14 protein-coding genes and 1 pseudogene are annotated in these 11690 nt (G+C 66.0%); 1 reads left to right on the top strand and 14 read right to left on the bottom strand.

Annotation, left to right across the window (positions count from 1 at the left end; all coding sequences use genetic code 11):
• From WB508_RS02030 to WB508_RS01995, 8 genes are all read right to left on the bottom strand, one after another.
• A partial coding sequence (locus tag WB508_RS02030; RefSeq protein ID WP_423843206.1) for a DEAD/DEAH box helicase occupies positions 1-805 on the bottom strand: 805 nt, incomplete at its 3' end.
• A 9-nt stretch (positions 806-814) separates the two neighbouring features.
• The gene (gene tatC / locus WB508_RS02025) at positions 815-1582 is read right to left on the bottom strand and encodes a twin-arginine translocase subunit TatC (protein WP_423843205.1); all 768 of its coding nucleotides are present in this window, start codon (positions 1580-1582) and stop codon (positions 815-817) included.
• 35 nt (positions 1583-1617) lie between these two features.
• Entirely contained in the window at positions 1618-1848 is a 231-nt protein-coding gene (tatA, locus tag WB508_RS02020) for a twin-arginine translocase TatA/TatE family subunit (RefSeq protein ID WP_423843204.1), read from the bottom strand.
• Positions 1849-1893: 45 nt separating this feature from the next.
• Complete coding sequence (locus WB508_RS02015; protein WP_423843203.1) at positions 1894-2850, bottom strand: helix-turn-helix transcriptional regulator; 957 nt, start codon at positions 2848-2850, stop codon at positions 1894-1896.
• Positions 2847-3821: a helix-turn-helix transcriptional regulator gene (locus WB508_RS02010; RefSeq protein WP_423843202.1), complete on the bottom strand. Its 975-nt coding sequence runs from the start codon at positions 3819-3821 to the stop codon at positions 2847-2849. The genes WB508_RS02015 and WB508_RS02010 overlap by 4 nt, the downstream gene beginning before the upstream one ends.
• 12 nt (positions 3822-3833) lie before the next feature.
• Entirely contained in the window at positions 3834-4748 is a 915-nt protein-coding gene (locus WB508_RS02005) for an FKBP-type peptidyl-prolyl cis-trans isomerase (RefSeq protein WP_423843201.1), read from the bottom strand.
• 61 nt (positions 4749-4809) lie between these two features.
• Entirely contained in the window at positions 4810-6171 is a 1362-nt protein-coding gene (gene pafA, locus WB508_RS02000; RefSeq protein ID WP_423843200.1) for a Pup--protein ligase, read from the bottom strand.
• Between the two features lie 47 nt (positions 6172-6218).
• On the bottom strand, positions 6219-7271 hold the full coding sequence (locus tag WB508_RS01995; RefSeq protein WP_423843199.1) for a helix-turn-helix transcriptional regulator: 1053 nt from the start codon (positions 7269-7271) through the stop codon (positions 6219-6221).
• A gap of 96 nt (positions 7272-7367) precedes the next feature.
• Here WB508_RS01995 and WB508_RS01990 point away from each other — a divergent pair, with 96 nt between their 5' ends.
• Positions 7368-7658 (top strand): hypothetical protein, encoded by a 291-nt coding sequence (locus WB508_RS01990; protein WP_423843198.1) that lies wholly within the window; start codon positions 7368-7370, stop codon positions 7656-7658.
• Here WB508_RS01990 and prcA read toward each other — a convergent pair.
• From prcA to WB508_RS01960, 6 genes and pseudogenes are all read right to left on the bottom strand, one after another.
• Complete coding sequence (gene prcA, locus WB508_RS01985) at positions 7648-8343, bottom strand: proteasome subunit alpha (protein ID WP_423843197.1); 696 nt, start codon at positions 8341-8343, stop codon at positions 7648-7650. The genes WB508_RS01990 and prcA overlap by 11 nt on opposite strands.
• A gap of 14 nt (positions 8344-8357) precedes the next feature.
• On the bottom strand, positions 8358-9176 hold the full coding sequence (prcB, locus tag WB508_RS01980) for a proteasome subunit beta (protein WP_423843196.1): 819 nt from the start codon (positions 9174-9176) through the stop codon (positions 8358-8360).
• A complete protein-coding gene (locus tag WB508_RS01975; protein ID WP_423843195.1) occupies positions 9173-9367 on the bottom strand; it encodes a ubiquitin-like protein Pup in 195 nt (64 codons plus the stop codon). Before WB508_RS01975 ends, prcB begins: the two co-directional genes overlap by 4 nt.
• A 9-nt stretch (positions 9368-9376) precedes the next feature.
• Complete coding sequence (gene dop, locus WB508_RS01970) at positions 9377-10876, bottom strand: depupylase/deamidase Dop (protein WP_423843194.1); 1500 nt, start codon at positions 10874-10876, stop codon at positions 9377-9379.
• Positions 10873-11313 (bottom strand): GNAT family N-acetyltransferase, encoded by a 441-nt coding sequence (locus WB508_RS01965; protein ID WP_423843193.1) that lies wholly within the window; start codon positions 11311-11313, stop codon positions 10873-10875. The genes dop and WB508_RS01965 overlap by 4 nt, the downstream gene beginning before the upstream one ends.
• Positions 11314-11379: 66 nt before the next feature.
• Positions 11380-11690 (bottom strand): annotated as a pseudogene (locus WB508_RS01960) (proteasome ATPase); the annotation flags it as partial.

The following is an 11690-nucleotide window of genomic DNA, read 5'->3' as shown; positions in this document are numbered from 1 at the left end:
GGCTGGGGGCGCGGTGCCGGCTGCGCGGTCGCGAGCCGCCCTTGCCGGGGCGCCCCTTGTGCATGCGCGAGAACTGCCAGTCCTCGCGGGCGATGCGCTCGAGCTGCCGGTTGACCTGCGTGCCCTGATCGTCACCTTCGAACAGCGGAAACATCTTGCGTCCCACTAGCACGTGCTGATGCAGCGGGACGGGGCGGCGTTCCTCCACGATGGTGACGGTGTCCCCTCGGACGGCGGTCAGCCATTCGCCGAACTCCTCGGCATTGGACACCGTGGCCGACAGCGAGATGACGGACACCGATTCGGGCAGGTGGATGATCACTTCCTCCCACACGGCGCCGCGGATCCGGTCGGCGAGGTAGTGGACCTCGTCCATCACGACGTAGCCGAGTCGGTCCAGCGTGCGCGAGCCGGCGTACAGCATGTTGCGCAGCACCTCGGTCGTCATGACGACGATCGGCGCCTCGCCGTTGATCGTGTTGTCGCCCGTGAGCAGACCGACCTGGTCGGCCCCGTGCATCTCGACCAGATCATTGAACTTCTGGTTGGAAAGCGCCTTGATGGGGGTCGTGTAGAAGCACTTCCGCTGCGTGGCCAGCGCAAGGTGCACCGCGAACTCGCCCACGATCGTCTTGCCAGATCCTGTGGGTGCCGCGACCAGCACGCCGTGGCCTGCCTCGACCTCTCGACATGCCTGCACCTGGAAGTCGTCGAGAGCAAAGACGTAGCGATCTCGAAACGCCGCCAGGTGGGGATGAGCCCGATCCGCCTGCGAACGGGCGTAGGCCTCCGCCGGGGTGCTCATGTTCCCAGCCTAGTCGTCCAGGGACGACAACTCGTCGTCGCCGATCTCCGGTGGGGCGGCGCGCTTGCGCCGACGGTCGGTGACGTAGGCGATGGCCTCCGCGACCATGTACAGGATCGTCATGGGTGCGGCGAGGAACAGCATCGTCAGCGGATCGGTCGTGGGCGTCGCGATCGCCGCGAACACGAAGATGCCAATGATGATCCACGGGCGCGCGTCAGCCAGCTGCCTGGCGCTGACGATGCCCAGCCGGTTCAAGATCGTGACCACCAACGGGATCTCGGCGGCCACGCCGAACACCAACATCATGCGCACGACGAAGTTCAGGTACTCGGCGCCGGTCAGCAGCGAGCCCCAGCCATCGGGCACGAAGCCGATCAGCACCAAGATCGCCTTGGGCAGCACGAGGAAGCCCACGTAAGCGCCACCGACGAACAGCGGCGCTCCCGTGGCCGTCAGCAACAAGGCCCATCGCTTTTCGGCGCGATGCAGCGCGGGAAGGACGAACGCCCAGATCTGCCACAGCCACAACGGACTGGACAGCAGCAGGCCGACGATCAGCGAGATCTTGAGCTGGAAGGTGAAGGCTCCACCCACACCGGTCAGAACCAGATCGGTCTCGATGCCCTTGGCTTCCAGCTTGGGACGGATGGTGTCGTATGGATTCGACATCCATTCCAGGATCGGTTCGTAGAAGATCCACGCCACGATGGTGCCGGCGATGATGAACAGGACACCCTTGGTGAGGCGCGAACGCAGCTCACGGAGGTGGTCCATCAGCGGCATGGTGCCGCCGACCGCGACCACGTGGGTCAGGCCTGTTCGGGCTTTTCGACGCGCTTGACGTCGGAGGTGGCCTCGATCTCGGGCTTCTTCGCGTCGTCGTTGTCATCGTCGTCGCCGAGTCCCTTGACCTCGGTCTTGAAGATGCGCAGCGCCTTGCCTGATCCGCGCGCCAGCTCGGGCAGCTTCTTGCCGCCGAACAGCAGCACGACGATGCCGAGAATGACCAAGATCTCGGTGGGACCGATTTGCTTGAACATGTGAACTCCCGTGCAGGTGCCGATCAGGCGGTGGTGGGCAGGTACTCACTCATCGTACGCGCCCAGTGCTTGGCAAGCGGCCTCAACCACCTCGGCGCGCAGCTCGGCAGGCTCCAGCACGGCGACGGAGCCGGCGTTGCGCAGCACGAGGCGGCGCAGCCAGCCCCAGTCGGCGCCGAACAGCTTGGCCGTCCACACACCGCGGTCGTCCTGTTCCACCAGCTCGACGGGATAGGACTCTGTCATCCAGTGCGCCCCGGGGTGCAGCTCGACCAGGGCGAAGGGCGTCTGTTCCCCGACGGTGAACATGCCGCCGGAGAGATCTCTGGACGCGGCGTCGTGGTCGTCGACCGGCTCACCAGTCGTCTCGGCGGAGATGACCCGGTCGAGGCGGAAGAACCGCAGGTCCTCGGCCGTCAGGCACCACGCCTCCAGGTACAGCTTGCCGCGCTCGGTGAACACGCGACGAGGATCAACCTCGCGCTGGCTCTGCTCGTCGCGGGTTGCGGTGGCGTAAACCATGGCGAGCCGTAGTCCCTCGGCCAGTGCTCGCACCACGGTGTGGTGGATGACGGGATCGACCTCCTGGTCGAGCACGACGTCGACGGGTGCGTGGACGGTGTCACCCATGGCCGACTCCAGCTTGGCCAGCGCTGAGTCGATCACGGTCAGCTCATCCCCTGCCGCAGAGGCCCGCAGCGTGCGCAGCGCGACGATCAGCGCGGCGCCCTCCTGCCCGGAGATGCGCAGGGGGCGCGACATGAACTCGGCGTCGCGGATGTGGACGACGCCGTCGTCCTCCAGCGCGGTGAGGTCGACGTCGATCAGCTCGCCGGCAAACTCCCCCACTCCGGTGAACATCAAGAGCTTCAGATCGTCGCGAATCTGCTTGGGCGTGACGCCGAATTCGGTCGCGACGTCGTTGACCGGTACTCCATCGTTGCTCTGCAGGTACGGAACCATCGCGAGCATGCGCAGCACCTGGTTCTGCGAACGGCTCATGCGATCGAACCCAGCGTGCCGCCCACGGCGATGCGCAGCTGGGCGATGACGGCGTCGCGCACCTCGACGGGTGCAATGGCCACGACGTCGGGGCCATAGGACGCGACCTCCGCGGCAAGCTGGTGGACTGAGTGGAAGCGAACCTCGACTTCGTCGAAGTCGTCGGTGCCCGGTTCGAGACGTGCAGCGTCGCGGCGCAGCGACTGGCCCCGCCCAGAACGGATGCGCAGATGCGCGGTCCGCTCGGGCTCGGACTCGAACAGCGACCTGGCGACCTTGCGCATGTCGGTGCCCTCGGGAACCTGGTAGGCGCCAGGCGGGCCAACCGTGTCGACCTCACCGACGACACGAGAAACACGGAACAGTCGTGGCGCCTGGCGGTCCAGGTCGAATCCTCCGACGTACCACCGGTCGCGCCACGACACGATGCCCCAGGGCTGCAGATGGCGTTCCATGGCATCGTGCCCCGGGCGGGCGTACACGAACGAGATCGGCACGCGTCGCGTTGCGGCGTCCCACATCGCATCAAAAGCGGGCTCGTCGGTCGACAGGCGTGGTTCGGCCATGCGCAGCACGCTGGTGTCGACATCGACGCCGATGGACTTCAGCTTGACCAGAGCCGTGGTCGACTCCGTGGCCAGCCCGGCGTGTTCCCACACCTGGGTGGCCAACCCGACGACGGCTGCCTCCTCGCGGGTCAGCGCGACATCCGCGAGCTCAGCGGTGTCGCGTGGGATGCGATATCCCTGTTCGTCACCGAACAGTGGATCGTGCGAGCCGATCTCCACATGGATCCCGAGCTCGCGCAGGTCTTCCTTGTCCCGCTCGAACATCCGGTCGAAGGCTGCCGCGGTGGTGGCGTCGCGGTAGTCACCGATCGCCTGCCTGATCTGCACCTTGGTGAGGAATTGCCGGCTGACCAGCAGCAGGAAGATGAGATTCATCAACCTTTCGGTCTTGCGGGCGGCCATGCAGTGAATATGTCAGGAAGCGTCGAGCAAGTCGATGGCGAACACCAGCGTGTCGCCGCCCTTGATGTCGGGCTCGCGGCCTTCGTCGCCATACGCGGTGTCGGACGGGCAGACCAGCACGACCCGGCTGCCCACCTTCTGACCCGCCAGCAGATCGGTCCAGCAGTCGATCAGCTGGCCCTTGGTGAGCTGGAACGACGCGGGGGTGCCGCGCGACCAGGAGGAGTCAAACACCTTGCCGGACGGGTAGACCTGTCCGACGTAGTGAACGCTGAGCGTCTGATCGGCCTTGACTGCCGGTCCGTCGCCCTGGATGACGACATGGGCGCTCTGTTTCGTCTGCTCCTTCCTGGTGTCGTCGTTCGCGACGAACTTCTCAGGCTGGTCCTTGGCGTCGAGCACCAGCTCGGGAAGGTTCGACGGCAATGTTTCGGACTCGCCCTTGGCCTCCGTGGGGACCTTGGAGACGAGGTCGAACACGAACACCATCGTGTCGTCGGACATCAGCTCGAGCTCCTTGCGGTCCTGTCCGAATCCGTCCTTGGGGGAGATGGCCACCACGACGCGAGACCCGATCTTCTGGTTCTCCAACGCCGTGATGAACCCCTGCAGGATGCTGGCCTTGTCAAGGGTGAAGGTGGCAGGTGCACCTGCCGCGTACGAGCTGTCGAACTGCTTGCCGGTACGGCCGTTGACCGCGAGGTAGTTGACCTTGACGGTGTCGCCGGCCTTGACAGCCTCGCCCCCACCCTCCTCGATGACCTTGGTCTCGGTGGTCTCGGTGGCGAATCCTTCGGCGACGGTGACCTTGGGGGTCGAGGCCTTGGACACCGTGATGGCATCCAGACCGCCAACGGAGGCCTTCTCGCTGCCGCAGGCTGACAGGAGCAGCACGGCGGACAGGACCGAGACGAGAATACGGTTCACAGACAGGACCTTAAAGATGGGCGCAAGAACGTCGCCATCGTAACCGGGGGGAACAACCCGACTACATGCCGTCGATCAGTCGTTGCACTCGCTCGTCCTGCGACCGAAACGGGTCCTTGCACAGCACGGTGCGCTGCGCCTGGTCGTTGAGCTTCAGGTGCACCCAGTCAACGGTGAAGTCGCGGCGGCGCTCCTGGGCCCGCTTGATGAAGTCGCCACGCAGACGGGCCCGCGTGGTCTGCGGGGGGATGGACTTCGCGGCAAAGACCCCCAGATCAGTGGTCACCCGCGCCACCGCTTTGTTGCGTTCCAGCAGATAGAACAGTCCACGATCGCGGCGGATGTCGTGATACGCCAGATCCAGCTGAGCGATGCGCGGATCGGCCCAGCTCATAGCGTGGGCGGTGCGGTAACGGTCCAGCAGCTTGTACTTGATGACCCAGTCGATCTCGCGCTCGACCAGCGACAGATCCTCAGATTCCACCGCTTTGAGCGTCCGTTCCCACAGGTCGAGGGCGCGGGTGATGGTGGGCGTGTGCAGCCCGTGCCGATCGACGAATTCAGCGGCCTTGCCGAAGTACTCCGCCTGGATCTCCAGAGCGGACAGCTCACGACCGTTGGCCAGCAGCACCTTGCGACGGCCGGTCATGTCGTTGGAGATCTCGCGGATGGCACGGATCGGGTTGTCCAGTGTCATGTCGCGCATCGAGACTCCAGCCTCGATCATGCGCAGCACCAGGTCTGTGGTGGCGACCTTGAGCAGCGTGGTGGTCTCGCTCATGTTCGAGTCGCCGACGATCACGTGCAGGCGGCGGAAGCGTTCGGCATCGGCATGCGGCTCGTCGCGGGTGTTGATGATGGGGCGTGATCGCGTGGTGGCGCTGGAGACGCCCTCCCAGATGTGCTCGGCACGCTGGCTGACCGAGAACACGGTGCCGCGCGGCGTCTGCTGGATCTTGCCGGCACCACAGATGATTTGGCGGGACACCAGGAAGGGGATCAGGATGTCGGCCAGCCGGCTGAACTCGCCGCCGCGGCCGACCAGGTAGTTCTCATGGCACCCGTAGGAGTTGCCGGCCGAGTCGGTGTTGTTCTTGAACAGGTAGATGTCGCCCTCGACACCATCGTCGGCGAGCCGTTGCTGGGCGTCGATCATCAGCGCTTCGAGGATCCGCTCCCCCGCGCGATCGTGCGTGACGAGATCCACCAGGTCGTCGCACTCCGGAGTTGCGTACTCGGGGTGGCTGCCGACGTCGAGGTACAGCCGTGCACCATTGCGCAGAAACACGTTGCTGCTGCGCCCCCACGACACGACGCGTCGGAACAGGTAGCGGGCCACCTCGTCGGGCGACAATCGGCGCTGGCCCTTGAACGAGCACGTGACGCCGTACTCGTTCTCGATACCGAAGATCCGCCGGTCCATGCGATCAGCCTAGTCGCGATGGGTTCGACGGCGCGGGAGGCGGAACCTCAGTGTCCTGATGCCATCGCCAGCAGCTCTCGTCGGCTGGAGGTCGAGGTCTTGCGGAAGACGGACTTCAGGTGATCCTGCACCGTGTGCTCGCTGATGGCCATCTCTCGAGCGGCAGTGCGCGTGTCGATCCCCTCGGCCAGACGCGTCAGCAGCTCGTCCTCGCGTGCGGTCAGGGCGTGCACCCGAGAGATGAGATCGCGACGTTCTGCCGACGAGATCGGCTCCACCGTCACCACGACATCTCGCTCGTCAGGTGGTGTCGGGCCGGACCATCGGGCCGCTCGCAGCGCCAGCCACTCGCCTCCGCCCAGGTGGACACGAGCCTGTGGAGCATGCGTGTCCACGCCGGCCTCGGTCGCCAGCAGCTGGGCTGCCACGTTGTAGGCGCTGGCCGGGACGATGCTCTGCCCCAACTCCCGTGGCAGGAGCGCGGCCATCCACTCCCGGCTCTGCGGCGTATGCGCTCGAACCTCCAGGTCGGGTGACATCACCAACGCGCTGGCACCCCCTCGTCGCTGCATGGGCGCCCCCACCAGGACGAACGCTGACATCTGTGCTTCCCGCAGCAGGGCCGTGATGCGAGGGGCAACGCGTGCCATCATCGCCACGTCCTCGTTCTCGAACGGGGCTGACCGCCACAGGTCCAAGAAGCCCCAGCAGCCGAAGCGATCGGTGTAGGCGGCGCTGTAGACGTCGACGACCCCGAGCGCGGCCAGATGCTCGCGCCAGACCAGACTCCGCTCAGGTCGTCCCGCGGTCGTACCGAGCAAGGTGGCACCTCCCGACGGAAGGTCGGTCCAGCGGTTGATGTCCGTCAGGTACTTGAGCCTGATCAGCGTCGGGAGTCGGGCCACGTCCGGAACGTCGGCCAGGGGTGAGCAGCCCACGGTGCTGACGGGGTCCGTGAGCACGAAGGCGTGGAAGTCGAACGGCACGAACTGTCGCACGGCGCTCACGATCTGCTCCCGGACAGATCGGTCGTCGGCGGTCGCGGCATCGATGCGTTGGATGGCTGCCGTCATCTGCGCTGCGCGGGCGTCGCGAGTCACGGCGCGAGCCTACGCCTGGGCCACCCCAAATTCCTGGGATGGCGTCCGCCCACTGTGGTGCCTACCGTCGAAGCAACCAGACGAACGGAGTGCGACATGCCCACCTTGCTCATCGAACACCGCATCAGCGACTTCACCACGTGGTCGCGCGCCTTCGATCGATTCGCTCAGCGCCGACGCGACGCCGGTGTCCTCCACGAACGGGTCATGCAGCCGATTGACGACCCGCACTACGTGCTCGTCGACCTCGAGTTCGGCAGCAACGAGGAGGCGCAGGACTTCCAGCGCTTCCTCGAGACCGAGGTGTGGTCGAATGCGCGCAACTCCCCTGCCCTGGTGGGTAGCCCCCAGGCACGCATCGTCGACGCGGCCAGCCTCAAGGGCTGAGGGCGGCTGCGACCTCGGTGTCGCTGAGTCGTCGGAACTTGCGCGGCTGCGGACGGGCTCGAGTGAGAACGCCCACCTCCAGCGATTCGGCCGTCAGGGTGCGGGGCTGTTCACTGTCGTGGCCCAGCGCAGCGGCGGACAGCGCGATGACACCGTCCAGATCGAGGCCAGCAGCGTAGTTCTCGGTGAGGTACTGCTCGACGGACTCACGCTCGCCACCCATGACCCCAAATCCCTCGACGTCGGCGACTGACCCGTCGTAGGTGAGGCGATAGATCTGGTCGGGTGAGTCGTCCACGGTGACCTCGCCCACGAACAGCTCCACCTCGTACGGCTTCTCGCCGGCCGAGCTGAAGATCGCTCCAAGGGTCTGTGCGTAGGCGTTGGCCAGGGCACGAGCCGTGACATCGCGGCGGTCGTAGGAGTAGCCCTTCATGTCCGACAGTCGCACGCCGGCGATGCGCAGGTTCTCGAACTCGTTGTAGCGGCCCACTGCCGCGAAACCGATGCGGTCGTAGATCTCGCTGACCTTGTGCAGCGCCTTGGACGGATTCTCGGCCACGAAGGCGATGCCGTCGGCGTATTGCAGCACGACGACGCTGCGGCCGCGTGAGATGCCCTTGCGGGCGAAGTCGGCACGATCCTTCATCACCTGCTCGGGTGAGACGTAGAACTGCTGGGTCATGAAATTCCTCGTGCTCAGTTCAGGGGGGCGGCGGGGCCGTTGGGCCGCTGCATGCGGGCACCGATGACGTCGTCAGCGATGGAGCCGACCTCCGAATCGTCGAGTCGGCGGTAGCCGTCGGCGGTCACGGAGTAGATGACCGGGAAGATGCGGCGAGTCAGGTCGGGTCCGCCGGTGGCGGAGTCGTCGTCGGCGGCGTCGTACAGCGCTTGCACCGCGGCGGTCACGCAGTCGCCCTCGGTGAGTCCGCGCGTGTAGAGCTTCTTCAGGGCGCCGCGGGCGAACACCGCTCCGGAGCCCACGGAGTGGAAGTCCTGCTCCTCGTATCGTCCGCCGGTCACGTCATAGGAGAAGATACGGCCTTGTTCGGTCTCGAGGTCGAAGGCGGCGAACAAGGGCACGACGGCCAGGCCCTGCATGGCCAGACCGAGGTTTCCGCGGATCAGGGCGGCGAGACGGTTGGCCTTGCCATCGGCCGACAAGACAGTGCCCTCGATCTTCTCGTAGTGCTCGAGCTCGACCTGGAACAGCCGGATCAGCTCGATCGCCAGGCCGGCGCTACCGGCAATGCCGGCGACGGAGTACTCGTCGGCCGGGAACACCTTCTGGATGTCGCGCTGGGCGATGATGTTGCCCATCGTGGCGCGACGATCGCCCGCCATGACGACTCCCCCGTCGAACGTGGCGGCGACGATCGTGGTGCCGTGTGGTGCGAGGTCCGAGCTGTTGACGTGCGCGGCGCGGGGCAGCAGATCCGGCGACTTGGTGGCGAGATAGTCGGCGAAGGAGGACTGGCCAGACAGACGCGTGCCCTCAGGCAGCGGGCCGCTCACTGGCCGCCCTTCTGCACGAAGCTGCGCACGAACTCCTCGGCGTTCTCCTCCAGGACGTCGTCGATCTCGTCGAGGATCGAGTCGACGTCGTCATCCAGCTTGGCCTTGGACTCGGCGTCGACCGTTGCGGCCTCGGTCTGCTCTGCGGGCTCGCTGGTCTTGCGGGTGCTCTTGTGCTGCTGCTCGGACATGGTTCCAGCCTACGCCGTGATGGTGCGAAACAGCTCAGTAGCCGAGGTGCTGGACGCGAACAGATGACCGACCATCTCCTCGGTGCCGCGCAGCGGCTCCATCGTGGGGATGCGCTGCAGCGAATCGTGCCCGGGCAGGTCGAAGATGACAGAGTCCCACGAGGCGGCTGCGATCTCGGGCGCGAACCGCGCCAGGCACATGCCACGGAAGTAGGCGCGAGTGTCCTTGGGAGGTTCGGTGACCGCGGTCTGCACCGCCTCGTCGGTGAGGAGGCGTTTCATCCGCCCCGTGCGCACGAGCTGGTGGAACAGGCCCTTGTGCAGCCGGATGTCGTGGTACTGCAGATCCACCAGGTGCAGCTTGGCGTGGTCCCAGTCCAGCGAGTCGCGCTCCCGATAGCGCTCCAGCAGCGCGAGCTTCGCCACCCAGTCGAGCTCATCGACGCACAGCATCGGATCCTCGGCAAGGCGGGTGAGCGTGGACTCCCAGAGCTGCAGCACCTGATCGGTCTCGGGATCTGATCCCTCCTGCGCCACGAACTCACGTGCCGCGTCCAGGTAGTAGCCCTGCAGCTGCAACGCCGTGACCGTGGTGCCGTCGTCCAGGGCCACCGTCTGGCGCAGTGTGTGGTCGTAGGAGATGGCGTGCAGCGCCGGGATCGGCTTGGCCAGGGCGCGACCGCGACTCAGGAAACCTGCTTCGATCATGGCGAGCACGAGCGACGTGGTCCCGTGCTTGAGCACAATTGCGGTCTCCGAGCAGTTGGCGTCACCGATGATGACGTGCAGCCGCCGGTATTTCTTGGGATCGGCGTGCGGCTCGTCGCGGGTGTTGATGATGGGGCGCTTGAGCGTGGTCTCCAGCCCGACCCCCACCTCGAAGTAGTCGGCCCGCTGGCTGATCTGGAAAGCTGGCACGCTGCCGTCCTGCTGCTGCCCGACCCGGCCCGCGCCGGTGAAGACCTGGCGGGACACGAAGAAGGGCGTGAGGTGCTCGACGATGTTCTCGAAGGGCACTTCACGCTTCATCAGATAGTTCTCGTGCGAGCCGTACGAGGCGCCCTTGTTGTCGATGTTGTTCTTGTAGAGCACGATCGGCTGCGCCCCGGGCATCTGGCCGGCCAGCTCTGCCCCGGATCGCATGACCTCCTCGCCAGCCTTCTCCCACCGCACCACGTCCAGGGGCGTGGTGACCTCCGGACTGGAGAACTCCGGGTGCGCGTGGTCGACGTACAGGCGAGCGCCGTTGGTCAAGATGATGTTCGCCAGGCCCAGGTCCTCGTCGGTCAGCTGGCTCGGGTCGGCCGCCTCGCGGCTCAGGTCGAATCCGCGCGCATCTCGCAGCGGGTTCTCCTCCTCGAAATCCCACCGAGCGCGCCGGGTGAGGCCGTGTGCCGCCGCGTAGGAGTTGACCACGTGCGTCGACGCCACCATCGGATTGGCATGCGGCTGTCCCTGCACCGTGATCCCGTACTCGACCTCACTGCCCTGCACGCGTCGGACGGTCATGGGTGGAGCCTAGAAGAGGTCGACCCGAGGATCTTGCCCAGGTGCACGCTGTCGTCGTACGCGGAGTAGTAGCCGAACGACTCCATGTCGTCGTATCCGGCCGATCGGTACAGGGCAATCGCTTCCGGCTGTGGGCGGCCGGTCTCCAGCACCATCCGCCGGGCGCCCACCTCGGACGCGGTCCGTTCCAGCTCGGCCAGCACCATGCGACCGAGGCCACGGCGGGTGAAGGCTGGCCGGACGTACATCCGCCGGATCTCGGCGTCGCCCTCGCGCGGTCCGTGCAGACGCCAGCCGCCCATGGCGGCCGGCACGCCGTCGAGGCGCGCGAGGACGAAGTGGCCCCGTGGCGGGAGGAACTCTGCCACGTCCAAGGGGGCGACGTCTGCGTTGCCGTAGATGCCGACGTACACGGCCTGCACCTCGTCGATCAGCATCAACACATCGGCGTCGTCCAGGCGCGCTGCATGCAGGTCAATCAGAGGTGGGTCCGGGCTCGGGCGTCACAGGTACTGACCCGTGTTGGCGACAGTGTCGATGGAACGACCGGGCTCGTTGCCACTCTTGCCGGAGATGAGGGTGCGGATGAACACGATGCGCTCACCCTTCTTGCCCGAGATCCGCGCCCAGTCGTCGGGGTTGGTCGTGTTGGGCAGGTCCTCGTTCTCCTTGAACTCATCCAGGCACGCCTGCAGCATGTGCTGCACCCGCAGCCCACGCTGACCGTGCTCCAGCAAGTCCTTGATGGCCATCTTCTTGGCGCGGTCGACGATGTTCTGGATCATGGCGCCGGAGTTGAAGTCCTTGAAGTACA

This window comes from Aeromicrobium sp., assembly GCF_049586495.1.
Taxonomy (GTDB): Bacteria; Actinomycetota; Actinomycetes; order Propionibacteriales; family Nocardioidaceae; genus Aeromicrobium.
The sequence above is the reverse complement of the archived record's forward strand: the minus strand, read 5'-3'. Positions and strand labels throughout refer to the sequence as shown.

Bases quoted from the DNA above. Each gene is read 5' to 3' on its own strand.
- tatC (WP_423843205.1), bottom strand. From the start codon at position 1,582: ATGGACCACCTCCGTGAGCTGCGTTCGCGCCTCACCAAGGGTGTCCTG.
- tatA (WP_423843204.1), bottom strand. From the start codon at position 1,848: ATGTTCAAGCAAATCGGTCCCACCGAGATCTTGGTCATTCTCGGCATC.
- WB508_RS02015 (WP_423843203.1), bottom strand. From the start codon at position 2,850: ATGAGCCGTTCGCAGAACCAGGTGCTGCGCATGCTCGCGATGGTTCCG.
- WB508_RS02010 (WP_423843202.1), bottom strand. From the start codon at position 3,821: ATGGCCGCCCGCAAGACCGAAAGGTTGATGAATCTCATCTTCCTGCTG.
- pafA (WP_423843200.1), bottom strand. From the start codon at position 6,171: ATGGACCGGCGGATCTTCGGTATCGAGAACGAGTACGGCGTCACGTGC.
- WB508_RS01990 (WP_423843198.1), top strand. From the start codon at position 7,368: ATGCCCACCTTGCTCATCGAACACCGCATCAGCGACTTCACCACGTGG.
- prcA (WP_423843197.1), bottom strand. From the start codon at position 8,343: ATGACCCAGCAGTTCTACGTCTCACCCGAGCAGGTGATGAAGGATCGT.
- WB508_RS01975 (WP_423843195.1), bottom strand. From the start codon at position 9,367: ATGTCCGAGCAGCAGCACAAGAGCACCCGCAAGACCAGCGAGCCCGCA.
- dop (WP_423843194.1), bottom strand. From the start codon at position 10,876: ATGACCGTCCGACGCGTGCAGGGCAGTGAGGTCGAGTACGGGATCACG.
- WB508_RS01965 (WP_423843193.1), bottom strand. From the start codon at position 11,313: ATGCTGATCGACGAGGTGCAGGCCGTGTACGTCGGCATCTACGGCAAC.